The sequence below is a fragment of the Algoriphagus locisalis genome (assembly GCF_900116615.1).
GTDB lineage: Bacteria > Bacteroidota > Bacteroidia > Cytophagales > Cyclobacteriaceae > Algoriphagus > Algoriphagus locisalis.
The window spans coordinates 95,091-119,563 of the sequence record NZ_FPBF01000009.1; the positions used below are offsets into that span (position 1 = coordinate 95,091).

The 24,473-nt window shown below is 40.2% G+C and carries 22 protein-coding genes; 12 read left to right on the forward strand and 10 right to left on the reverse strand.

The window, feature by feature from the left end:
• Positions 1–67 precede the first annotated feature (67 nt).
• Positions 68–1,387, forward strand: coding sequence for an adenosylhomocysteinase (gene ahcY, locus BM386_RS21010; protein WP_091697803.1), 1,320 nt, complete (start codon positions 68–70; stop codon positions 1,385–1,387).
• Between the two features lie 53 nt (positions 1,388–1,440).
• Here ahcY and BM386_RS21015 read toward each other — a convergent pair whose 3' ends face one another.
• Positions 1,441–2,256 carry a hypothetical protein gene (locus BM386_RS21015; protein WP_091697805.1) on the reverse strand — a complete coding sequence of 272 codons (816 nt, stop codon included), beginning with the start codon at positions 2,254–2,256 and terminating at the stop codon, positions 1,441–1,443.
• Positions 2,257–2,354: 98 nt separating this feature from the next.
• On the opposite strand from BM386_RS21015, the gene BM386_RS21020 reads away from it, so the two are divergent.
• Positions 2,355–3,227, forward strand: coding sequence for an SDR family oxidoreductase (locus BM386_RS21020; protein ID WP_091697806.1), 873 nt, complete (start codon positions 2,355–2,357; stop codon positions 3,225–3,227).
• A 62-nt stretch (positions 3,228–3,289) separates the two neighbouring features.
• Here the strand turns inward: BM386_RS21020 and BM386_RS21025 are convergent, their stop codons facing one another.
• Entirely contained in the window at positions 3,290–4,357 is a 1,068-nt protein-coding gene (locus BM386_RS21025; protein WP_091697808.1) for a PAS domain-containing protein, read from the reverse strand.
• Positions 4,358–4,642: 285 nt separating this feature from the next.
• Between BM386_RS21025 and BM386_RS21030 the strand changes: the two genes are divergently transcribed.
• Together BM386_RS21030 and BM386_RS21035 are read left to right on the forward strand one after the other, a co-directional pair.
• The gene (locus BM386_RS21030; protein WP_091697809.1) at positions 4,643–5,374 is read left to right on the forward strand and encodes a DUF2092 domain-containing protein; all 732 of its coding nucleotides are present in this window, start codon (positions 4,643–4,645) and stop codon (positions 5,372–5,374) included.
• 18 nt (positions 5,375–5,392) lie between these two features.
• Complete coding sequence (locus BM386_RS21035) at positions 5,393–6,400, forward strand: DUF6515 family protein (RefSeq protein WP_091697811.1); 1,008 nt, start codon at positions 5,393–5,395, stop codon at positions 6,398–6,400.
• A 73-nt stretch (positions 6,401–6,473) separates the two neighbouring features.
• Here BM386_RS21035 and BM386_RS21040 read toward each other — a convergent pair whose 3' ends face one another.
• Positions 6,474–6,971, reverse strand: a complete 498-nt coding sequence (locus BM386_RS21040) for a DUF4494 domain-containing protein (protein WP_091697814.1) — start codon at positions 6,969–6,971, stop codon at positions 6,474–6,476.
• 219 nt (positions 6,972–7,190) lie between these two features.
• Between BM386_RS21040 and BM386_RS21045 the strand changes: the two genes are divergently transcribed.
• Entirely contained in the window at positions 7,191–9,497 is a 2,307-nt protein-coding gene (locus tag BM386_RS21045; RefSeq protein ID WP_091697963.1) for a patatin-like phospholipase family protein, read from the forward strand.
• Here BM386_RS21045 and BM386_RS21050 read toward each other — a convergent pair.
• A complete protein-coding gene (locus BM386_RS21050) occupies positions 9,491–9,970 on the reverse strand; it encodes an Mpo1 family 2-hydroxy fatty acid dioxygenase (protein WP_091697815.1) in 480 nt (159 codons plus the stop codon). The genes BM386_RS21045 and BM386_RS21050 overlap by 7 nt on opposite strands.
• 75 nt (positions 9,971–10,045) lie before the next feature.
• Here BM386_RS21050 and BM386_RS21055 point away from each other — a divergent pair, with 75 nt between their 5' ends.
• Genes BM386_RS21055 through BM386_RS21065 form a run of 3 tightly spaced genes read left to right on the forward strand, consistent with a single transcriptional unit; the run spans position 10,046 to position 13,283 of the window.
• Positions 10,046–11,173 (forward strand): NAD(P)/FAD-dependent oxidoreductase, encoded by a 1,128-nt coding sequence (locus tag BM386_RS21055; RefSeq protein WP_091697817.1) that lies wholly within the window; start codon positions 10,046–10,048, stop codon positions 11,171–11,173.
• Positions 11,174–11,223: 50 nt separating this feature from the next.
• Positions 11,224–12,687, forward strand: coding sequence for a Na+/H+ antiporter NhaC (nhaC, locus tag BM386_RS21060; protein ID WP_091697818.1), 1,464 nt, complete (start codon positions 11,224–11,226; stop codon positions 12,685–12,687).
• A complete protein-coding gene (locus BM386_RS21065; RefSeq protein WP_091697820.1) occupies positions 12,684–13,283 on the forward strand; it encodes a 3'-5' exonuclease in 600 nt (199 codons plus the stop codon). Before nhaC ends, BM386_RS21065 begins: the two co-directional genes overlap by 4 nt.
• Here the strand turns inward: BM386_RS21065 and BM386_RS21070 are convergent.
• On the reverse strand, positions 13,276–13,902 hold the full coding sequence (locus BM386_RS21070) for an IMPACT family protein (RefSeq protein ID WP_091697821.1): 627 nt from the start codon (positions 13,900–13,902) through the stop codon (positions 13,276–13,278). The two genes, BM386_RS21065 and BM386_RS21070, sit on opposite strands and share 8 nt — an antisense overlap.
• A gap of 103 nt (positions 13,903–14,005) precedes the next feature.
• Here BM386_RS21070 and BM386_RS21075 point away from each other — a divergent pair, with 103 nt between their 5' ends.
• The 3 genes from BM386_RS21075 to BM386_RS21085 are packed head-to-tail and all read left to right on the forward strand — an operon-like array spanning position 14,006 to position 16,284.
• A complete protein-coding gene (locus tag BM386_RS21075) occupies positions 14,006–14,431 on the forward strand; it encodes a sugar 3,4-ketoisomerase (RefSeq protein WP_091697823.1) in 426 nt (141 codons plus the stop codon).
• Entirely contained in the window at positions 14,403–15,332 is a 930-nt protein-coding gene (locus tag BM386_RS21080; protein WP_244545589.1) for a hypothetical protein, read from the forward strand. Before BM386_RS21075 ends, BM386_RS21080 begins: the two co-directional genes overlap by 29 nt.
• Position 15,333: 1 nt before the next feature.
• Positions 15,334–16,284, forward strand: coding sequence for a glycosyltransferase (locus tag BM386_RS21085; RefSeq protein ID WP_091697824.1), 951 nt, complete (start codon positions 15,334–15,336; stop codon positions 16,282–16,284).
• Here BM386_RS21085 and BM386_RS21090 read toward each other — a convergent pair whose 3' ends face one another.
• The 5 genes from BM386_RS21090 to BM386_RS21110 are packed head-to-tail and all read right to left on the reverse strand — an operon-like array spanning position 16,285 to position 23,365.
• Positions 16,285–17,556, reverse strand: coding sequence for a M16 family metallopeptidase (locus BM386_RS21090; RefSeq protein WP_091697826.1), 1,272 nt, complete (start codon positions 17,554–17,556; stop codon positions 16,285–16,287).
• 2 nt (positions 17,557–17,558) lie between these two features.
• Positions 17,559–18,776, reverse strand: coding sequence for a type IX secretion system outer membrane channel protein PorV (gene porV / locus BM386_RS21095; protein ID WP_091697828.1), 1,218 nt, complete (start codon positions 18,774–18,776; stop codon positions 17,559–17,561).
• Positions 18,773–22,027: a type IX secretion system sortase PorU gene (gene porU, locus BM386_RS21100; protein ID WP_091697830.1), complete on the reverse strand. Its 3,255-nt coding sequence runs from the start codon at positions 22,025–22,027 to the stop codon at positions 18,773–18,775. The genes porV and porU overlap by 4 nt, the downstream gene beginning before the upstream one ends.
• A 1-nt stretch (position 22,028) precedes the next feature.
• On the reverse strand, positions 22,029–22,715 hold the full coding sequence (gene pssA, locus BM386_RS21105; RefSeq protein ID WP_091697832.1) for a CDP-diacylglycerol--serine O-phosphatidyltransferase: 687 nt from the start codon (positions 22,713–22,715) through the stop codon (positions 22,029–22,031).
• Positions 22,712–23,365: an MBL fold metallo-hydrolase gene (locus BM386_RS21110; protein WP_091697834.1), complete on the reverse strand. Its 654-nt coding sequence runs from the start codon at positions 23,363–23,365 to the stop codon at positions 22,712–22,714. The genes pssA and BM386_RS21110 overlap by 4 nt, the downstream gene beginning before the upstream one ends.
• Before the next feature lie 56 nt (positions 23,366–23,421).
• On the opposite strand from BM386_RS21110, the gene BM386_RS21115 reads away from it, so the two are divergent.
• A complete protein-coding gene (locus BM386_RS21115; RefSeq protein WP_091697835.1) occupies positions 23,422–24,468 on the forward strand; it encodes an NAD(P)/FAD-dependent oxidoreductase in 1,047 nt (348 codons plus the stop codon).
• Positions 24,469–24,473 lie beyond the last annotated feature (5 nt).

Sequence of the window (24,473 nt, forward strand, 5' to 3'; positions counted from 1 at the left end):
ATTCCAAATTTTAAGCGGTACCTTTGTGCAGGTTTTTAGTGAAATTAATACGTTAACTATCAATAATATGTCAGAAATTAAATCTGAAAAGTTCGTTCAATACAAGGTAAAAGATATTTCCTTGGCAGAGTATGGAAGAAAAGAAATAAAACTTGCAGAAGCTGAAATGCCAGGTTTGATGGCTTTGCGTGAAGAGTTTGGTGCTTCACAGCCTTTGAAAGGTGCGAGAATCGCAGGATGTCTTCACATGACTATCCAAACTGCTGTTTTGATCGAGACTCTAGTAGCTCTTGGAGCAGAAGTGACTTGGTCATCTTGTAATATTTTTTCTACTCAGGATCATGCTGCTGCTGCTATAGCTGCTGCAGGTATTTCAGTTTATGCATGGAAAGGATTGAATGAGAAAGATTTCGATTGGTGCATCGAGCAGACCTTATTTTTCGGAGAAGACCGTAAGCCATTGAATATGATCTTGGATGATGGTGGTGACTTGACCAATATGGTTTTGGATCAGTATCCTGAGTTGGTAGCTGGTATCAAGGGTCTTTCTGAAGAAACTACTACTGGTGTTCATAGACTTTATGAGCGAATGAAGAATGGTACGCTTCCAATGCCTGCTATCAATGTCAATGATTCAGTAACCAAGTCTAAGTTTGATAACAAATACGGATGTAAAGAATCGTTGGTAGATGCGATCAGAAGAGCAACCGACGTGATGATGGCTGGTAAAGTAGCAGTAGTAGGTGGATATGGTGACGTTGGGAAAGGTTCCGCTGCATCCCTTAGAGGGGCAGGAGCTCGGGTAATCGTAACGGAAATCGACCCTATCTGTGCACTTCAGGCTGCTATGGATGGCTTTGCTGTGAAGAAAATGGCAGATGCTGTCAAAGAAGCAGATATAGTAGTGACTGCTACTGGAAATAAGAATATCATCACTGAAGAGCATTTCAGAGCGATGAGAGATAAGACAATCGTGTGTAACATCGGTCACTTCGATAATGAAATCGATATGGCTTGGTTAAACGGAACTTATGGTGACACGAAAGTCGAGATCAAGCCACAAGTCGATCTCTATACTATAGAAGGTAAGGAAATCATCGTATTGGCTGAAGGTCGTTTAGTAAACCTTGGTTGTGCAACAGGTCACCCTTCTTTCGTAATGTCAAATTCATTCACAAACCAAACTTTGGCTCAACTTGAGCTTTGGAATAATTCTGGTGACTACAAGCCGGGAGTCTATGTGTTGCCAAAGCATTTGGATGAAAAAGTAGCTGCTTTGCACCTGGCTAAATTGGGTGTTGATCTGGAAGTTCTTTCTCAGGACCAAGCGGAGTATATCGGCGTAACTGTGGAAGGTCCATTCAAGCCTGACTATTACAGATATTAATAGGACTGCAAGTTAAAATAATAGCCCCGGTGAAAATCGGGGCTTTTTTGCGTTTACTGAGTTGGGTTTAAAAGTAATTTTCTTCCGTCCGGTAAGGTAGTATTAACTGCAACTTTACAACTATCAATTAATGATTCATAGCTTGTTGAATACCTAACCTCAGATGTGCCTCCCCGGGATACCACCCAGTTTTCTTTTCCAAACCTGGGGATTATTTCGTTTTGTTGGTAACAGGAAATAGCATGTTCAACTGGACTATCCAAAATGATTTCAAAATTTCGGCCTGCAGGATTTTTCCCCACTATTTTCCCAACAGATGAAAAGCTAACTAATGAGTCCCCATCGTAAGATTTGGTGTGGGTAAAATTCCCGGAGAATTCTGTGGTCAGTTCTTTTTCTGTTTTTTCTATTACCTCACTGAATTCTTCTGAAACGAGTAGTGAGTCATCACTTGAGAAGTTTCTAATTCCTTTGATAGAGTCAGTTCCAAAAAGATAATCCTCGTAGTGCATACTCCATTTTCGATTTGGACTGATAACTGTAGAGTCGAACGTCATAATCAGTTTACCGCTCCTGCCATATTCTCCAGACTGTACACAGGCTGTACTTGGTAGAAAATCCAAAGTTACTTCTCTCGAGTCCTGGTCTATTTTAATCATTGGACAGTTTGGTAAGTTAAGTGAATCTAACTGTTGATATTCCTCCCAAGAAATCATTGCAAAATAGAGGCTTTCATTCCAAGCTTTTGAAATCTTGAACAATTCATTAGCCTCAGTTGGTAAATCTGTCTGGATTACTTTATCCTCATCTTCCTCACAACTCATCAACACTGGAATTAGGATGAGGAGTCCGAAAATCAATTTTCTCATTAACTGACGATTAAAAATTTTAGAGTTGGTTTACTTTTCTTACTTCAATTACCAAGCCGAAATAGCTATCTTCGGAGACAACGATAAACCACAAATTTATGATTTTAGCAGAAGGGATGCTCAAACCTGGAGCTTTGAAAGGGAAAAATATCATCTTAACCGGCGGCGGAACAGGTCTTGGTAGGTCGATGGGGGAGTATTTTTTAGAGCTAGGAGCCAACTTGGTGATTACTTCCCGCAAGCTAGATGTGCTGGAAGAAACAGCCCAAGAAATGATGACTGCTAAAGGTGGGAAAGTGATTCCGTTAGCTTGTGATGTTAGAGAAATAGACCAAGTTGAGGCTATGTGGAAAGCTGCTAATGAAAAATTAGGACAAATACATGTCGTATTGAATAACGCCGCAGGGAACTTTATCAGTCCTACGGAGCGATTATCTATCAATGCTTTTAATACGGTGTTGGATATTGTGCTGAAGGGAACTTCTCAGGTCACACTTACCGCAGGTAAAGATTGGATTGCCAAAAAGCAATCGGGTACCTTTTTAAATATTGTAACGACTTATGCATGGACTGGATCGGGCTACGTTGTCCCTTCAGCGGCTGCAAAGGCAGGGGTATTGGCGCTGACGCGTTCTTTGGCCGTAGAATGGGCCAAGTATGGGATTCGATCTAATGCAATTGCTCCAGGGCCATTTCCTACAGAGGGAGCCTGGAGTCGCTTATTACCAGGAGATTTGGTGAAAAAATTTGATCCGGCGAAGAAAGTGCCTGTAGGTAGAGTGGGAGAGCATCAGGAGCTCGCAAATCTGGCAGCCTATTTAGTGTCTGATTACTCCAGTTATGTAAATGGAGAAGTGATGACGATTGATGGTGGAGAATGGCTGAAAGGCGCGGGTGAATTTAATAACCTGGATCAAATACCTGAAGAGATGTGGGATATGATGGAAGCCTCAAGAGGAAAAAAGCCATGAGCCCCAAAGTGATTTGGGGCTATCTGAAAGCAAAATGGAAGATCAGGAATCTTTAACTTTTTTTAAAGTAGTGAACTACTGTTGTCATTTGTTAAATCATCTTCTAGGGACTTATTTTTTTGTACAGATTCCTTGATACTTTTCTTAAGGGATTGGTCAAGCAATTTTGTTTCTTTTTTGATCAGCTGTACCAATCTCTTAGATTCATTGTTTTGAGGTTCACTGTCTAGAATTTCAAGAATTCCTAGAATATTTGCCACTCTTGCCCGCAGCGTATGGGATTGTTCAAAGGCAAGTTCTTTAAGGAAATAATGATGTTCTTTTAACCAGATTTCTTGTTTTTTTCTGTCAGTAATATCCAAGATACAGCCTAAGATTTTGGTGGGGTGTCCGCTGTTTGACCATTCTATTGTTTTCCCAAAACCCAAAGCCCAAATCGTCTGATTTGTCTTTTGATTTATTCTAAACTCTTTTTTGAAAGGGATATTCCCGGGTGTCTTAAAGTGAATACCGAGATCATGAATCAGGTTAGGGAAATCCTCCGGATGAATATGCTTTTGCCAGGAAATAGGCATGGTACCGGTGAGTTCATCCTGAGTGTATCCAAGCATCTGCCCCAATCCTTGACTGATGTTGTCTCCTTTTTTGGTCACATCAAACTCCCAAAACCCGAGTAATTTATCCTCTAATATACTATCAATAATTTCTTTTCCTTCACTAGTCGTACTGTCAAAGAAGTCCCCTAAACCTAGATTATAAGGCATAGGCTGAGAAACTGGATGCCCTATGCCTAAGCAAGTACCAAAGTCCTCAGAAATAAAAAAGAATTCCCATTTGGTGTCAACCAAGTCACCTTCTGGATGAACGATTTTTTGAAGATCTACTGTAAATGATTGGTGAGAGTTTTTCCATGCTTTTATGCGCTGGTTCTCATATTTCCCCCAATTTGAAGCTACAAAGCAATCAGCAAAATAAATAGGTTTCTCCTTATTGTCGAAAAAAGTGGGCACAGGCCCAATGCCAGAGTCAGAAGTAATAACCCGTCCAGTCTTGTCTAATGTCACCTGTAGAAAATATTCTGAAACTACCGCAAGCTGACTTAGTCCCTGAATCGCATTGTAATCGGTCATAAAGGAGAATTATTGATTCTAGGCTTATTAAAGTTTTAAAATACAAATATATTTATTTGAAATACAATTTCATATATTTTATCTGTTTAATAGACTTAATCCTACATTGTTTCTAGAGACTGTATTGTTTTATTAAAAGTAAATTTGGATGGAGGGTTGGATCTCTTTTATAGTTGATTTTTTATGAAAAAACTTAAACTTTTATCCAATCTGTCTAGGACGATTTCAAAATTGTGTTCATTTCTTTATATTTAAAATGATTTTTAACTAAACTATTCAATCCATATGATAAGGAAAATTTGTTTCGGGTTCTTGTTGATTCTCTCGGGTCATTTAGTGCAAGCCCAAGAGAAAAAAATGGACACTACTGCTTTGATGATTTTGGATAAGATGAGCGGGATGTTCGGTGGTTTGAGTTCTGTAGGGTTTACTTCAAATGTCTCAAAAGACGTGGCGTATGCAGAAGACTTTTTCATCAAGGAATTTGCCTCAAGTAAAGTTAAATTGGTCGGTCCAAATAAGTTTACAGTCAGACTAAATGGTGAACAAAAGGATGATCTCTATTCTTACAATGGGTCACAGGTCATTTACTATTCTTTTGCAAACAATCTTTACACAGTAGCCGATGCACCGGATAATCTGATTGAAACCATTGACTGGCTTTATGATGACTTCGGAGTAGAATTGACTACTGCTGATTTATTTTACCCTACATTTTCAAAGGATTTCACGGATCAAATGGATTTCATAGAATTTCTGGGCGTGACACATATTAATGGTGAGCGTGTGTTTCACATCGGTGCTGCCAATGAGAATGCTACAATCCAACTTTGGATTTCCGATGATGGTTATTTCTTGCCGATGAAGGCGTTGATTACCTACTTAGATGGAGCACAATCCCATCAGCATGAGACAGATTTCTCGGATTGGGAATTGAATACCAGTTACCCTGAATCAATGTTTGAGTTTTTGCCACCTCCTGGTGCTAAGCAGATTACTTGGATTAAGAAGGATTAAATCAAAAAAGCAAAGGATATGAAAGCTTATAAAATTAAAGTATTAGCACTTTCTCTGGGGATATTGGCAATGCTGGTTCTCCCGGACATGGCTGAAGCCCAGCGAATGAGGGGAGCTGCCGCAGGAAGAGGTGGAGCAAGACCAACTACTACAAGACAGGCTCCTTCCCGGGCACCAAGTAGAACAGCTTCCCGCCCGACTTCTACTGCTTCCAGGCAGACTAGCCGCCCGGCAGTTAATAAGGCAACAAACTCGAGTTCAAGACCTACCGTGAATGGAGGATCCAGTAGAGTAACAAATAAAACGACCAATAATAGCAAAGTTGCCAATGTCAAAGACAACAAAATCGGTAACAACTCTGGTAACAATATTGGAAATAGAACCAATGTGGGGAACAAAGTGAACATTGACAATAGTAAAAACGTCAATGTCAACGTAAATAATAGAAATAACATCAATGTAAGAAACAACCGAAACATCGGGTATCGTCCTCCTTATCGTCCATACCCTCGTCCGCCGGTTATTTGGGGAGGATTTGGTTTTTCTTGTTTCAGGCCTTATTACTATCATCCCTTTACTCCGTTCTATTGGGGGCCTATGTGGCATCCTTGGGGCTTCTTTATTGCTACGCTCGCCACTACAGCTATTATCGTTTCGGTAGAAAACCAAAAGTATCATTACGATCAAGGGGTATTCTATGAGGAGTCTGACGGAGGATATGTGGTAGTGGAAGCACCTCAGGGAGCTACAGTAAAAGTAATCCCTAGTGACGCACAGGTAGTGGAGGTCAGTCCTACGGTGAACAACTACTATTATGGAGGAACTTACTATGAGCAGGAGAATGGTGAATACACTGTAGTTCCTCCTCCGGCAGGCGCTACCGTGGATAAACTGCCAGAAGGAGCTGAAGAAGTGAAAGTGGGAGATCAAACCTACGTCAAGTATGGCGATACCTACTATTTACCTGTTCAGGTGGATGGAAAAGATGCTTATGAAATCGCTCAAGTAGAAGAAGCAGATCAATGAAAATCAGTGATAACGAATACTAACAAAAAAGGCCGCGTTTGCGCGGCCTTTTTCATTCTATCTCTACTAAAGCTTACTCTTCGTTTTGAGCTACTTCTGATACAGGTCTGAAATTTCCTTCAGGTAATTGATCAGCCACTTCGTCCCTTTCAAATGGGAATACCTCAATAATTGGGCTTTCTACAATATCAGGAACTCTAAAGCTTACAAGCATATTACCTAGGCTTTCCTGGATTCTATCGTAGGCTTCCTTGACGTCATTTGCAGTAACAATCATGTATTGGGTCACCTTTTTCTCCTTGCCACTCTCACCATCTGCCACCATGTAGGATATTTTGCACTTGTGCCAAATGTCCGCGTCCTCATAGAAGAATACATCAACAATATTGCTTTTGCTGATTCCGGTAACTTGAAAATCACCTCTAATTTGAGAGGCTAGCCTATCGTAAAGGATTGCTTCGGCTTCTGTAAAAGATACCGCATCAACTAGGTATGCCTCCGAAATATTTTTAAGCAAACCCTGCTCATTTTCTTTTGCATATTTGACTTTGCATAAAAACCAAGTTCTCATAATTCTTTCAGTTTGAGCTTCGAAGGTAAAATATATCCTTTGAAGCGCAAGGCAATTTTCGGCATTAGAAATTCATCGCATAGGGAGCGCATTACTAACTCGTTGATATTCAAAATGATTTATTTGTTAATTTTTACGGTCTTTCAAAAGCATATGAGGATTTGCTAAAAGATTGTGGAGAGTAAAAGAAAAGCAGTAAATTATCGCAAAACCAATTTCATGCGGGATAAAATCTGGTACAGTTTTCCAGTCCAATTATTTTTACTTCATCTGAGAAAAAACCTGGGGCTTGTACTCATCTGGGTAATATTGATGGGGGTGATTTTGGAATACTTCGGGGTGATGCTGGGGATTCCGTTTCTTTTTCTGGATCCTGAATATTTGCATCAGGTTTCTTGGGTCAGTTTTTTTTTAATGGGGGTTGGATTTGCGGTTTTGACTATGGCATTTCATATGTCCACCTACATCATGGATGGCAGACATTTTCCCTTTTTAGCGATTGTCAACAAGCCTTTTATCCACTATTGTATCAATAATGGAATCATTCCCCTGATTTTTTATGTGGTATTTATTTTCAGGTTTATAGATTTTCAGCTGGGCAATAATCTCTCAAATGACTGGCAAGTATTGTATTATTTTTTCGGGTTTATGGGGGGGAGTGTACTTACCTACGCTGTCATTTTTGCGTACTTCGCTTTTACTAATAAGGATTTCTTTATTCTTTTTGCCGGTACCGTGGACAAGAGGCTACGCAAAGTCAGGCTAACCCGTGCTAATGTAATCAGCCAATATAAAGAGCTGAAAACTCAAAAATACAAGGTTCTTTACTACCTGAATTTGAACCTGAGACCCGAAAAAGTAAGACCTGATATTTCTAGATTTGAGGGGACTAAGTTGCTGAGGGTATTTGATCAAAATCATCTTAATTTATTTGTCATCCAGGTAGTTTTGATCCTATTTGTCCTGTTTTTGGGGCTTTTCAAAGAAAACCCTTACCTCCAGTTGCCCGCAGCGATGAGTGCCACGCTTTTGTTAGCTATATTGGTAATGCTAGTGGGAGCAGTCAGTTTTTGGCTCAGGAGATGGGCTACTTTTGCGGTGTTTGCCTTTATTATTCTGGTTAATTACTTCAGCAATTTCAGTTTTCTCAACCGTCCACATGAGGCTTATGGGCTGGATTATTCGAAGACTCCAGTCAACTATAGCCTTGCTCACATGGATAGTCTTTTGACTCCAGAGCTGGTCCGGGAAGACCGGGAGAATGTGATGGCAATTCTTGATAATTGGAAAGCAAAGTTTCCTGATGAAAGGAAGCCAAAGCTTGTCATGGTGGCTGCCAGCGGAGGAGGTCAGCGCGCTGCACTCTGGACTTTTAAGGTCTTGCAAAGTATGTATGAAATAGACTCGGGAGAAGTTTTGAAACACACAGAACTTTTTACAGGTGCATCTGGTGGGGTGATAGGCGAGGCGTTTTTTAGAGAGGTATATCTACGGTCATTGACTGACTTGACAGTAAATCCTCTGGATGAAAAATATCTGGATCAAATATCTGCTGATAACTTAAACCCGATAATTTTTACGCTGCTGGTGAATGACTTATTGATCAGAAATCAAAACTTTCATTACAATGGGCATAAATATTTAAAAGACAGGGGTTTTGCTTTCGAAAATCAATTGAATCAAAATACAGAAAGGATTCTGGATAAGCCTATTTCCGCTTACAAAGAACCCGAGTTTTCTGGCAGTATTCCTTTACTTCCAGTGACTACTTTGATCACTAACGACGGTAGAAAACTTGTGATTTCCCCACATTCCATGTCATTTTTTGGAACTTCGATGCAAGGCAAATTTGGTTTTGATGAGAAAAAGCAGACGATAGATTTTCTTCGGTTCTTCCAGAACCATGATTCAAAGAACCTTAGATTTCTTACTGCTTTGCGGATGAGTGCAACCTTTCCATTTATCACTCCCAATATAGAATTGCCTTCAGATCCTATTATGGAAACCATGGATACCGGCTTGTCAGACAACTTTGGGATTCAAGACGCACTCCGGTTTATGTATGTTTTTCAATCCTGGATTAAGGAAAATACAGGTGGAGTGGTGCTAGTGACCATAAGGGATTCTGAAAAAGTGACGGAAATAGCGCCAAGCTTTCCTCCCAGAATTTTTGAGAAGATTTTTACCCCATTGAAAAACATCTATGCCAATTGGGATAATGTCCAAACCATTCAGAACGAGGTTCTTTTCAATTACATGGTAGAGTCTATGCCTTTTGGACTTGAGAGGATAGAGTTTGAATATGCTCCTGAAAAAGTACAAGTAGGAGAATTGACGGAGAGCCAGGAGACCATGCAGCGTGCTTCTTTGAATTGGAGATTGACTTCAAGAGAGAAGAAATCGATTTTAGAAAGTGTTTATACCCTGAAAAACCAGCATTCGCTGGAGCGATTGGAAGAACTTTTTACCCGAAATCAGCCTATTACGGAAGACAGTAGTAGGGTAGATAAGGCGAATTCTCAATAAGCAATTCCCCATTTTTTATAAATAAAATGCATCAGCCATGCAGGACCAATCAGAAGAAATTGAAGGTCCTTCAGAAATGTTGGCTTTTTTCCTTCAATCTTATGACCGTAAAATTGAAGAATCCAGGCCAGAAGAAATAATCCTAAACTTACCATCCACAGCTTTCCGGGTAAATTCAGATCAATGAAATTTGCCAAGGCCAGACAAAGGGCAGAAAAGAGAAACATGCCGAGCGTAAGAGGCATTGAAAGCATAAGGTAATAGATAAGTACAAGTACTAAAACTACGGTTGCCCAGTTTGCAAAATTGCCGAGAAAAGGAAGCAAATCAGGAAGTGGCTCAGTAGGAATGCTAAAAATTAATCCTACAATACTGAAAAAAATAGCGGGTACACAAACCCAGTGAATGAGCTTATTGGTCATATTTTGATGACTTTGCCCATACTCATCGAATAACTCATCTATTTTTCTCATGGTATTTTGGGATTATATAGCTTAGATTTAATTAAAATAATAAATCTATTTTAATTCTTTTTCTAAAATTCCGAAATGTTCAGTTATTGGGAGAAAAAACATTTTCTTAGGTATGATCTTATTGTAGTCGGATCAGGCTTTGTGGGGCTTTCCACAGCAATTCATTTCCAGGCTAAACACCCCAAAGCAAACATACTGGTGCTGGAGCGAGGCGTTTTCCCGACGGGTGCAAGTACAAAAAATGCCGGTTTTGCATGCTTTGGAAGTTTGACGGAAATTCTGGATGATTTTTGGCACATGACTCGAGATGAGGTCCTCGCGTTGATTGAGCGAAGGTATATAGGACTTAAGACAATAAGGAAGCAGTTTGGAGAGAAAAAGCTTGGCTACGCGCATTCGCATGGCTATGAACTATTGGATGAGAGTCAGCGAGAAGCGTTGGATCAGATGTCTGCAGTGAACAAACTTCTCAAGCCAGTATTCAAAGAGGATGTTTTTTCGCTTGTGAAAAACGCTTCAAAAATGGGTTTCGATGCACAGGTCAAATACATTGTTAAAAATAAGTTTGAGGGAGAGCTTGATCCTGGAATGTACATGACTTCCCTCTGGAGATTGGCGCAGGAAGTTGGTATTCGAATCCTAACAGGTGTGTCTGTTTGTGAAATCCAGAATGACGAAGGAATTGTCTTGGCAGAAGATGCCGCTGGCGAAGGTTCCGTGGAGTTCAAGGCTAAGAAAATTGCTGTTTGTACGAATGCTTTTACCAAGAAACTTTGGCCCGAATCTGATATTCAGCCAGGTCGGGGATTGATTCTTTTATCACAGCCACTAGATTTTAAAATCCCTTGGAAAGGGACTTTTCATATGGACAAAGGCTATGTTTATTTTCGTCAGATTGACGGACGGCTTCTTTTAGGTGGAGCAAGAAATAAGGATTTTGAAAGTGAAAAAAACACTGATTTTGAAGTCAATCCGAAAATAAAATCTCATTTGGAAAAGCTGGCGAGAGAGGTGATTTTCCCTGAAAAAAACATCCTCTGGGATATGGAATGGACTGGAATTATGGCATTTGGCAAAATAAAATCTCCTATAATTCAGAAGATAGGTACCAATACTGTGGCAGCAGTACGGTTAGGCGGAATGGGGGTGGCTATTGGATGGCAAGTTGGAAAGGAACTTTCTGGGCTTTTGTCTAAGATGTAATTGATATTTTTTCATTAGATTCAACACCTTAAACCACCAAATTCCTATTGATGCAAGGTTTTAACCGTTCTCCAAAAGTTTTTGACGCACTGATCCCTTTGGTTTTTTTGATTGTACTACTCGTATTGAATATTCAGGTTTTCGGTACAGATGGGCTGTCAGGATCTAATCAAATAGTACTTATCCTCTCCTCTATGGTTGCTGCTTTGGTGGCAATCTATCGCTTAGGCTTTGATTGGGAAACCCTCCAGGATGGTATGGTAAAAAGTATCAGTGCGGCGATGTCTAGTATTTTGATTCTTTTTTTGATTGGAGCATTAGCTGGAACTTGGCTACTCAGTGGGATTGTGCCCGCTATGATTTATTATGGGCTACAGATTTTGAGCCCGGCTATTTTCCTGGTGGCAGCATGTATTGTCAGTGCTATCGTTTCTGTAGCCACAGGAAGTAGCTGGACTACCGTTGCTACGGTAGGAGTGGCTTTATTGGGAATTGGTAAGGCATTGGGTTTTGAAGAAGGAATCATAGCTGGAGCAATTATTTCCGGAGCATATTTCGGCGATAAGATGTCGCCACTTTCAGATACGACTAACCTTGCGCCAGCTATGGCAGGCACGGATTTGTTTACCCATATTCGCTACATGGCAAAGACTACTGTCCCTTCCATCACGATTACATTGATCATCTTTGTGGTGATCGGGTTGAATTATGAATCCAATGGAACTGTCAATGATGTTCAGGCTATTTCAGATGTTATTTTAGAGAAATTCAACATCACAGGTTGGCTGTTTATTGTGCCATTGTTGGTGATCATAATGATTGTGAGAAAAGTGCCGGCTATTCCGGCGTTACTCACTGGAGCGCTATTAGGAGGAGTTTTTGCAGTTATTTTCCAGCCAGATATCGTTCGTTTGATAGCTGACGAAAGTGGCTCATACGCCTATCAAAGTTTCAAGGCAGTGATGATGTCATTGTATGGAGAAATCAGTATTTCTACTACAAATGATGTGGTGAATGAATTGCTGGTGACCAGTGGAATGGCAGGAATGATGTACACCATTTGGCTGATTATCGCGGCAATGGTATTTGGCGGGATTATGGAAGAAAGTGGTATGCTAAGAGTGCTAGCTGAAGCGATTATCCAGAAAGTCCATAGTGTAGGTTCTCTGATTGCTTCGACTGTGGCTACCTGTGTATTCTTTAACATCACTACCTCAGATCAGTATTTGGCAATATTAGTTCCTGGAAGAATGTATGCAGATGTGTACAAGAAAAGAGGTTTGGCTCCTGAGAATCTCAGCAGAACTCTGGAAGATTCAGGGACAGTGACTTCTGTTCTAGTCCCTTGGAACACCTGTGGGGCTACTCAAGCTTCAGTCTTGGGAGTTGCTACTTTGGCGTATGCGCCGTATTGCTTTTTTAATATTATTAGTCCCTTTATGACCATTTTATATGGCTATTTCAAAATTGGAATCAGCTATTACGATGAAGTAGAAGAAGAAAAGTTGGTATGATTCCATTTAAGATTACAAAAGAAGAAGTAAATGCCCTTCCGCTGGGACAGTTTGAGGGTGAACTATTTTTAATTGATAAAATTGAAGATGTAGAGGAAGTAGCTGAATTCCTGGTTCAGCAGCGTGTGATTGGCTTTGATACCGAGACTAAGCCGGCTTTTAAAAAAGGAGTGACTAACCAAGTTTCCTTGCTGCAATTATCCACTTCCACTCAGGCTTTTCTTTTTAGGTTGAATGAGATAGGCTTTCCGGATTCTATTCGGAATATTCTTGAAAAAGAGAGCATTGTAAAGATAGGAGCTGCCGTTCATGACGACATCAAAGGACTGGCTAAACTCACAGATTCTTTTTACCCGAATTCATTTTTTGATCTGAATGACGAGTTGAAAAGGGTAGGTTTTATCAATATAGGCGTCCGAAATCTCTGCGCAATGGTGTTGGGTATTCGTATATCCAAGTCCGAGCAAGTGTCAAATTGGGAAGCTGACAAGCTTACTATCAAGCAGCAGCGCTATGCCGCTACAGATGCTTGGGGGTGTTTGGAAATCTTTAAAAAGTTGAAGGCTGAAGGCTATTTGGATGAATTGTTTACCTAAGCATTAACTCCAAACCTTCTATTTCATCCAGAGAAGTAACAATCAGTTCTTCTAACCCCTTTCTGAATTCTAACTCCATCTTGCAATCCAGAGTCATTTCTTGCGACACTATCTCAAGTTCATGGGTCTTGATGAGTTTCATCACATCATTCATGACTGGGTAGGGAAAATGAATGGACACTGAGGTTTTTACCCGTTCTTCGACAATTTCATTTTCTTCAATTGCTAGAGCGGCGGAAGTTCTATAAGCTTGGATCAAGCCACTCATTCCCAGTTTTGTACCTCCAAAATAGCGAACGACAACAATTAGAATATTCGTCAGATTATTTGACCTGATTTGACCCAAAATCGGATCTCCTGCAGAGTGATTAGGTTCTCCATCGTCATTTGCCCGAAACTGATCACCATCTTTACCCAGTACCCAAGCAAAACAGTGATGTCTGGCATCGTAGTATTTTTTGCGAAGCTCTGCCAGGTGGTTTTTAATTTCCTCTTCATTTTTCACAGGAAATGAAAAATAAAAAAACTTGCTGCTTCTGTCTTTGTAAAGGCCTTCGCTGGTACCTGAAACAGTAAAAAATGTATCTTCGAATGCTGACTCGTCGCCGAAGTCTGACATGGATTTCTTGGAGTTGATGAGCAGCGAATTTAGAAAAATAACAAATGGGTAACAGGTTATCTATTCGAAATAACTTACTTTTAACAGAAGGAACTACTTAGAAATGCCTGAATCTATTATTTCAAAATCACCCTATCTGTTCACCCTACCTGGGAATTCAAGTGAAACAGGAAGTCTTACCTTTTGGGAGAATTTGGAACTCTTTCCCGAGGGTATTCAGCGATGTTTTTGGATATCCGGCGTGAAGGAAGGCGAGACTCGCGGAAACCATGCACATTGGGAGGAATCTCAAGTGGTAGTGGCAGTGGCTGGAAAGGTGCTACTTGAAATTCAGTCCGTACAGGGTGAAACCTTTAAATTCACTCTTGACTCTCCGAATCAGGCCGTTTTTATTCCTCCATTAAATTGGTTAATTGCCAGATTTTCGACCAACTCGGTATTGCTTGGAATGTCGGATCAGGCTTTTTCAGAAGATGATTACATCAGAGACTTAGAATATTTTGGAAAGCTTCAAGAAGGAAATATATGAATCCCACGAGCTTCGGGTCGTAACCTCCCAGAGGGAGGATAAAGATTATTTTTTGAGCAATTTCCCTTTTGAAAACTATCAGGAGCAGTTGGATTTTATCTGGGAGAAGAAGCAAAAGACCAAAGCCCTCATCAGCTTTGCAATTTCAATTACCGGCGAAGCTATTTCACTTCCCAAATCCCCATTCGGAGGTTTTTGGATCATTGAAAACTCAAGTTCAGCTTCCATTGAAGCATTTATTTTGGCTAGTATTGAGGAATTGGAAAGTAGGGGAATTAAATCCATCACCATCATCCAAGCTCCTAAACCTTACCAGCCACATGCTGATTTGATAAATTACCTACTATTTAAAAGCGGTTTTGTACAGGAAAATGTAATGAGTCATCAGTTTTTTATAGGGAGGAAGAAACTAAAAAAACTAGCTCAAAAGGAATCTTCAAAGCTTCTGTCAAAGAGTAAAAACTCAGACCTTCAAGTCCGTTATTCCTCGATTTCAAACTTTGGGTTTTTGAAAGAAATCAAATCTTGGAACTCCCAAAAGGGTTACGAAATCGCTGTTGATGAAAATAGAATTGTGCAGCAAGTATCCGAATATCCGCATCGTTATTTTCTTATCACCTTGAGCAAAAATGCTGTTCCGATTGGATATTCGCTCGGAGTAAAACTTACAAGTAACTCCTTGTATTATTTTCTCTCCGCTATCAACCCGAAAATCCAGGTTAAAAATGGGGGTGAATTGATTGTAAATGCACTTTTTCAGCTCGCCGTGGAGCAAAAAGTTGATTTTATTGATCTTGGATCATCAGATCTTGAGGATGAGGTGAATCACAAGTTGATGTTTTTTAAGTCACGATTTTCGAATGATATGAGTAATAAAATCACTTGGGTAAAGAAACTATAAGATGGGTACTACTGATGGGGTTACGGTTGTTTGTATAGCATACAACCATGAGAGATGGATTGAAAAAGCTTTGATCAGTGTGCTCCTGCAAGATTATCAGCACAAGGAGTTGATCGTGGTGGATAACGGAAGTAAGGACAAATCACCAGAAATTATCAAGCAATGGGTGAAGAATAATTCTGGACAGATTTCAGTCAAAGCGATTTATAAGCATGAATCTGAACCCTATTGCCAGCTTTTTAATGAAGTATTAAATCAGGTTGAAAGTCAGTTTGTAGTTGACTTATCAGGTGATGATTTTTTGTATGGAAACCATCTTTCTACCTCAATAGCTAACTTAAAGTCAGTTCCTGATGCTGGATTTGTATTTTCAGATGTTACTGTTTCGGATGAAGATGGCAAGGAAACTTCATTTTACAGCCAAGGGGATTACAAAGAATTAAAAGAGTTGACCGAGGAGAATGGAATGTATGAGGCACTGATTCGGCGAAGTTATATTTCAGCACCTTCGGTGGTTTTCAATACTGAAACTCTTAAGCAAATTGGTGGGTACGACGCTACGCTAGCTTATGAAGATTTTGATATTCAGCTTCGTTTGACCAGAGATTTTCAGGTAGTTTTTTCAGGTCATGTTGGTGTGTTAAAGAGAAAGCATGAGGATTCACTTTCTGCAAGCCAATATCGCCGATATCAATCCCGGATGCTTCCAAGTACTCTTCGCGTTTGCGAAAAGATCAAGGAAATGAACAGAAACTCAAACGAGGATGAGGCGTTGAAAAGTAGAGTTATGTTTGAATTGAAACATGCGCTCTGGTCAGCAAATTTTCAATCAGCAAAAGGATTTGCGAAGCTTGCTCAGGAACTGAATGTGAAGGGTATAGAATTTAGTTTGTATAAGCTTTGGGCCAGAATTGGCTTGGACGTATCCTGGCTGTATGTCAGGCTAACCTGATTAGCCGACTACAACCTCGATAAACGGCGGGTTGCAGAAGTATTTATGTCCTACCTTCATGATATCATCAGCGGTGAATTGCTTCAGGAATGCCAATTTCTGAGCGTAATAGTCGAAGTCCATTCCTGAATGATGCACAGCTTTGAACCTGTCAATTAGGTCAAATGAAGTACTGAATTGCTTCAGCATCTGTCCGATCAAATAGTTTCGAACGACCTCCAATTCATCAGGATTAATTTCTACTTCGGTTAAAATTTTAATCTCATGGTAGATTTCCTCGATTACATCTAGATAATATTCCTTTTGTACATCGGCAGCTATCACCCAATAGTGGTAATCTCCAATTTCGGCTAGCGAGGAGAAAATCCCATAAGTATGGCCTTTGTCTTCGCGTATGTTTTTTACCAACCTGGAGCCAAAATAGCCGCCTAAAATTGTGTTGAAAACGGTAAGTGCAATGAAGTCTGGATGACTCTGGGGAATGGACCGGTTCCCGATACGGATACTACTTTGCACGGAGTTTTTCCGCGGTTCTTTCACGGCCAAAAGCGTGTTGATGCCTGGAAGAAGTACGGGGTCAATCACAGTCCTATTCGGTAACTCGCAGAGGAGGTTGCTTATAGCTTCCAGCTCTTTAGAATCAAAATCTCCGGTAACGAAGATTTCTAAATCTTGCCAAAGCATGGTGTCGTAATACGCTATGAGTAAATCTCTTTTTATGCTATCTACATGATTTTCCTCGATTTCAATTCCATAGGGATGTCCTGCTCCAAAAAGACACTTTCTGAAAACCTGGCTAGCTCGGGATGCTGTTCTTTCGTTTTCTAGTTTAATGCTGAGTTTTCTCTGGGACTTGCGTTTTTCCAGCATATCCTGGGGAAAAGTAGCCTCTGTAAACAAAGACATGAATTCATTTAAAACAGGTTGCAGGTGTTTTTTGGTAGATAAAAGACCCAGTCCTTCCTGAGAGAAAGTCAAAATAGGGTGGACTTCAGAGGCATAAAAATCAAAAAACTCAGCTAACTCACTAGCGCTCTTAGTTTTTGTCCCTTCCTGAAGCATTTGAAGCGTGAAGGAAGAAACAAGCGTTTGCTCGAGTGGGAGTGAGTCTCGCTGTCCTCTACAGAGTACATCAATTTTGACTGCCTCTAAACCTGGCGTGGGGATATAAAAGAATCTAGCTCCATTGGAAAGTTTGTTTTCCGATGGGGGTACTAGTTCAAAATCCTCTGGAACCTTGAATTCCGGAGCTTTTGACCTGTCTAAAACCATTTTTAATTAGGGATATTGTACATCAAAGAGAATCGTAATGTCTCTGCGAGTGGGTGATTTTGCTGTTGTGGCACAAGGTAAGAGAAGTCGAATCCAAGTCTTTTCAAATCGAAACCTACGCCCATGGTGAAATATTTTCTTCCGCCTTTATTTGGATTCTCATAAAAATAACCTGTTCGTAAGGCAAACTTATCATCGTAATTATATTCGACTCCGAAAGAAATCGTTACTTCTTGCATTTCTTCAGAAAACCCTCCTGGTGCATCAGCAAATGAGCCAAACATCCCAGAAATAAGCGGACGGTTCGGGTCTTTGCCATTTCCTGGTTCTATAATGAGATTTCCATTTTCGTCAGTTTCCAATGTCCCATCTTCGTTGGTCGCATAGATAGGAGGAGTAGGTACGAGAAGTTTATTCAGATCCAATGCAAATGTCAGAGTGTTCACTGCGTCGAGATCAATAGAATAAGCAGTACCAACCTTTAAATTGGTAGGTATGTAATCCAAATCATCAGCTGAATTATAGGTGATTTTCGGACCTATATTCGTGATGCTGACTCCCCATGCGAAATTTGCATCTTTTGCTCCCGCGAAAATCGGCTTGGAATAATAAAGACCAACGTCAGTTCCAACGCTGATCCCTGGTTTAGCTTCGTTGCCACCTACGGATGAAATATTTCCCGAAAGATTTGAATAGATAAATCGAGCTGATATTCCCAGTCCAAGGTAGGATGAAAGTTTTCTGGAGTAGGTTCCGCCGATTGCGATATCTCTAGGATTAAATTCCCCCAAAGAATTACCTCTTCCGTCGGTCAATTGAATATCACCCATGTTGAAATACCTAAGGTCAAAGCCAAAAGCCGAAACTTCATCAATGCGGAAATAACCTGTCAAGTAACTCAAAGACATGTCATTGACAAGTTTGCCAAGCCAAGGAGAATAGGAGAGGGAAAAGCCCATTTGATCCTCTACAAATGCAAGCTGTCCTGCATTCCAATGAGCTGAGCTTGCGTCAGGTGACATCGCTACTCCTGCGTCACCCATGCCTGAGTGTCTAGAATCTGGAGCGAAATTCAAAAAAGGTACAGCAGTAGTGATCACTCTACGATCAGGATCCTGTCCGGAGATGATTGTGCTGTTCTGCGCATAGGCAGATAAAGTAGCCAGGGTAAAAACTGCTATAAGAAGGTTTTTCCTTTTTCTTGTGGCTATTTTTTTCATTGAATCAATATTAGTCCGCTCACCGAATCTACAGAATTATCAAGTTCTGATTGAAGCGTTAATTTGTAAATATAAGTTCCTTTTGCTGGATATTTGGTTTGACTTTGTAAAAAAAGCCAAGACAAATCATCAATTTGAGCAGTAGCTTTCACTAAACGCTCACTTTCTATAAATAGTGTCTTGCCATCTGTTTGGTACACGGCAAGCGTCACTAGTAGATTTTCACCAGGCTGATTATGCTCAAGCTCAAAATTACTCTCGATGGAAGCTGGATTAGGATAAGTTTTGTGATTTAAAATCCTTAGTTTATCACTTCCTTCTACCAATATTTCCTGATTGAGTACGCTTCCGTTTCCTAAGTTATCCCATGCGCGGATAGTTACCAAATTCTTGCCTTCTTTTAACCCTGTGATTTCAAACGTCACTTTACCTGTTTTAAAGGTGTTATTTTCCGAAGTGAAAGAGTCATTCAAAATTATTGGCGTGCCGTCATTTAGTTGAAACGTCAGGTTTTCAGCAGGTAGAAAACCGGAAATATTAATGCCACTTGAATCCTCAAAATAGGCTTCCATAGCAATCGTTTTGGAAGGGAAAATAAATGGAGCTTGACTTTTTTCTCCAAAAGCAGCGGTTATGGTTGGGCCAATTGTGTCTAGTGGTAATTTGCTTGATATTCCTCCAATTATCGATGTGTTAAAACCAAATGCCTCCCAAGTTTGTTTAGAACTCTCCCCAAAGATTCGAATGCTGCCTTCTCCAAATTGCTGATCTATATTTTTAGGAATGATCATACTACCTTTAATCTTACCAGCGACTATTTTTCCTTTTCCTTTGAAAATTAGATTTTCACTTTCTTTATATTCCGCCGGATTGCTTTCGTCCCCCAAGGTCTTTTCTTTAGAAGGCTTATCATATACTTCTAGGATGTATTCACCGTCGAAAGCACTTGAAATTCCTCCTGAAGTTGGATTAGTTACCTCTGCTTCAAATTCTACCTCCTGTAGCGCAGAAAGGGTGTCTAGATTACTTTGATTTAAAGGGTTTTTAAATGAAGTAAAGTGAATTTGAAATTTTGGTCTGGCCAATTTCATGCTTGGATCGGCTAAAAGGCTGAAATTTCTATTAAGCGCGCCATTTAAACTATTGTTTTTAGTGTTTTTAAAAATGCTTCCCAAGTCTTGGTATTCTTCATCTTCTAGTCTAAATACTTCTTCAAAGAAGGCTTCATTCAAAGAGAAGTTCACACTGCTAAATACAGGTCTGCCTGTGCTCAGTAGTCCTATTGCACCTTTATTTGGAGAAATTAAGAGTTCCTCAGCTGCAGATCGTAAGAAAGGACTGTCGTGTCTCCCAAATTCGCAGGTGGCCGTCACCCATAAAGCCAGTTGATCTTGATTGGCCCAGTTTGCAATGTCCGAGGTCGTGAATACCTCTTCTGCTGTAAGAGTGGTTTCATTGCCGTGACCGATATAATTGAGTAGCAAGGTGCCCTTTTCCAGCGTTTCCTCTAAGGCAGTTTTTGCAAGAGGAGAGGATTGTCTTTCGCCATTCTTCAACTGTTCATAGCTGTCCAGATATAATCTCTGTTGCTTGAATTCTGGATGATTTTCTTTCAAAAATGCCCCATGAGCTTCTGAATCGCGCAGATGGATGTTGTTGTCCCCATCGTCGGCGAAAAATGTTACGGTTTTTTTCCAATCTCCTGCATGTGGATTGCTTTCGTAAGCGATGATTTTATCCACGACTATAGCAGCTTCTTGAGCATTGATTACAGGCAATCGTCCCACGCCGATTTGCATGAGTTCATCACCTTCCCTAGTTTCTTCCCATTCACCTTGGCCAAATTCAATAAGTGAGAAATAATCATCAGAACTGAAGGTGGACAGGGGATTTAGGCTATTTCGACTAGTATAAATAGGAACCAGATTTGGCCTGCCACCCAGAAGTCCTTTGTAGTCAAAGGTTCCTTTTCCTAAAATCAGGACATTTTGAAGCCTTCTTCCCTGATGAAAATGCCAAGCAATAAAATTCCGAATTGCATTTAAATCGGGATTGCCATACCCAAATGAATCATAGATTTCATCCAAATAAGCTACTTCAGCATAAATCCCCATTCCCAGTTTGTGAACGCTTAGTTTTTCAGCTGAATTGCTCAGGATTTTAGGAGAGATTATGAGTAATTCGGGCCAAGTAGATTGAGTTCGAAGATCAACTTTAGCGGGTGTTATTTCTGGGATAACTTGAGTCTGATTTTCATCGAAGACAATAAATTTTTGCCCTGAAACAAGTGCTCCAGTGCTTAAGTCAATAGCTTTAGGACTATAAAAATCACTGATTTCCCAGACTGATAAATCATTCAAGGCGGAAATTAAAATGGTAGATTCCTGATTAGTGGAATAAACCCCTTCATCTAAGGAATTACTGGTGTTTGGCACTCCGATGCCTAGGTATTCAAAATACCCAGCATCGTTTGGACCTAAGGCTTGAAATGAAATTCTCAATCGCTCTACTTTATTTCCTACAGGTAAAAAGCGCTCATTCACGTTTACTTCTTCACCTTTTGTCGAGTAAGTGCTGTTTTGAATTCCTACAAATGTGCTCTCCGAAATAAGCAACTCATCTACTGCCAGATTGAGCTGTGAAGATGTGCTGGAGCTTGCCATCAATTTGGCAGCTACTTTCCAATCTGCATTGGAGGATGTTTCTAGAGGAAGAGCGTAACCGCGCGTGATGCCTGGTGCTACGGCTCTAGAATACCAAGTTCGTCCGGAATTCAGGATATTATTTTCATCTTCTTTGAGCCACTTCCATTCGTAGAGCACTGAAGGTTCTTGGTTTCCAGATAGTCCAGTTAGCGTTGAAATCCGATTTGCCTCAGGAGAAACTCCAATTAGAAAACTGATCGAATCTGAGTAGCTATTATGCTGATATTCAATGTTTCCTTCCTCGAATAAATACGTGTGAGGAGATGGCAGGTAGAAATAGAGATTATCGTCTTTTTCCAAACCTGCAATTTCCTGAAACTCTAAATTCTCAGGGTGCAAAAGCTGTGGTAGCATCCCTGGGTAGCCATAAACTGCAATTTCGCTTAGGGAATTAGCTCCTAAAGCTTGAAGTTGATCTTTACTTATTCGGTATATACCTTCCTCAGTGATTTTGAATTTGAAATAGGAAGTTTGCCCAGAAGCAGAATCAACAAAAAGCCAGTTGATAAGTAGAAGGAAAATTAGCTTATGGCCATTGCTAAACATCTCAAGTCAAGGAATTTTCTAGTACTGACAAACCTATATAGGCTAAAATCAGAATGGGAATCCCAGCTAATCCGAAGAATATAATCATACACAGACCGATAGCTACAAGTGCATATCTGAATTTGTTTTCTGCCAATGAAAAAGATTTGAATTTCAAAGCAATCAGGTGTAGCTCAGCTAGCAGCAAGATGGAAAAAACCCAAGCTATTCCCACCAGAAAAAATGGCGAAGTGAGCCATGTGCCAACCCAGGGCCACTGAATGGCGAAATAAGGTAAAGTGCTAATAAATAAGGCATTTGCTGGCGTAGGCAGCCCAATGAATTTATCACTTTGTCTCGTGTCTAAGTTGAATTTGGCTAATCGTAAAGCCGAAAATAAAGGTATGATCAGGGTCAAGTAGGGGAGCCACTCAACTGAAGAATTTATTTTAGTCATTTGAAAGAGAATCATACCGGGAAGGACTCCAAATGAAACCAGGTCGGCTAAGGAATCCAGCTGCTTTCCCAATTCACCTTGTACATGCAAAAGCCTTGCGGCAAAACCATCAAAAAAATCAATAAATGCGGATAAAATAATGAAATAGGCTCCTGAAAGGATATTTCCATTGATTACCCAAATCACCCCGATTACTCCCGAAAGTAAATTAAGTAAGGTTATCGCATTGGGGATGTGGGATTTGATTTTCAAGATTGTGCATTTTTGCCCACGAATGGGTTGTGAGTTTTTTCGAAAGCAATGGTTGTCTCAGGACCGTGACCGGGGTAGATTACTGTTTCTTCAGGAAGTGTGAAAAGTTCCGATTTTATCTTGCTCAATAGTAATTCATGATTTCCACCTGGCAAATCTGTTCGGCCAATGCTTCCTCTAAATAAGGTGTCTCCTGCGATGCATTGATTAGAACTTTCGTGATAAAAAACCACATGACCTGGGGCATGACCAGGGACGAAGATGATTTTCAGCACTTCATCACCAACATTGATTTCTTCTCCTTCTACGAGAAATCCATCCGCCTGGCTGCTTTCATAACCTACAAACCCATAATTTGGTGCGTAAACCTCTACTGCCTTTAAGACTGAAGCTTCTTCTTTATGAATGAGGAGATCGACACCGAAGACTTTTTTTGCCCAAGCATTGCCCAAAACATGGTCAATATGACAATGCGTATTGAGAAGTTGCGTGATTCGAATATTTTTTTCTGTCACAAAATCCAATACTTCCTTTCGCTCATCCAGGTCAAAGCAACCCGGGTCAATTAATGTCCCTTTGCCTTTTTCGTCGTAAAGCAAATAAGTGTTTTCTTGAAAGGGGTTGAATGTAAAAGACTTAATGTAAAGCATGGAAAATGTATATCAGAATTCGAACAAAATAAGGAATTAAACCTTTATTTTGGGCTATGGAAATTGATTTTTTGCTCATAGGACAGGGACTTGCCGGTACAGCACTGGCCTATAGACTGAAGCAAGCTGGGAAGAAAATCAGGATTATCGATGAGCCGGGAGCTAATAATTCCAGTAGGGTTGCAGCAGGGCTTTTTAATCCAGTGACGGGAAGAAAAATGGTTAAAACCTGGAAAGCAGACTTGCTTTTTCCCGAGATCAAACCATTTTACCAACAGCTGGAAAGACTAACAAGCAGCAAATTTCTTGCGGAAAAAGCTATTTACAGACCTTTTCTCAGTATTGAGGAGCAAAATGAATGGATGGGACATAGTGCTAATCCTGCATTTGAAGCTTACTTGGAGGAGATTCATCAAGAAAGTCAATCTGAATATCTGAAAGACCCTTATGGAGGAGTGATGCTTCGCAATTCAGGCTGGCTGAATATCAATAATCTACTTGATGCGATGACTACGTATTTTCAAGAAGAATTGGTTTTGGAGAAATTTGATGAAAGCATATTTTCGCGGGAAGGTGAGTTTTGGACTTATCGTAATGTTAAAGCTAAGGCAATTATATATTGCAATGGACTTGGTGCTATGAATTCCCGTTTTTTCAATTTTTTGCCTTTTGCTCCTGTCAAAGGCGAAATATTGGAAGTAAAGCAAGCCTTTTCACCGGAATATGTGGTGAATAGAGGTGTGTTCAGGGTTCATTTGGGCGATGAAGTTCATCGTGTGGGATCTACCTATACAAAACATGATCTGGACTTAGGCCCCACAGATGAGGCGAAAATAGAGCTTTTGGATAAATTACAGGATTTGGTGCGGATGCCTGTGGAGGAAATTATTACCCACAAGACAGGAATTAGGCCTGCCACCAGAGATAGAAAACCATTTTTGGGAAAACATCCTACCGAGGTAGGCGTTTACATATTCAATGGTTTTGGAGCCAAAGGAGTGTCACTTATTCCTTATTTTAGTGATATTATGGCTGACCATCTCCTAAATGATAAGGCAATTGACCCCGATGTGGACATAGCTCGGTATTTTAATTATATTTAAAGACA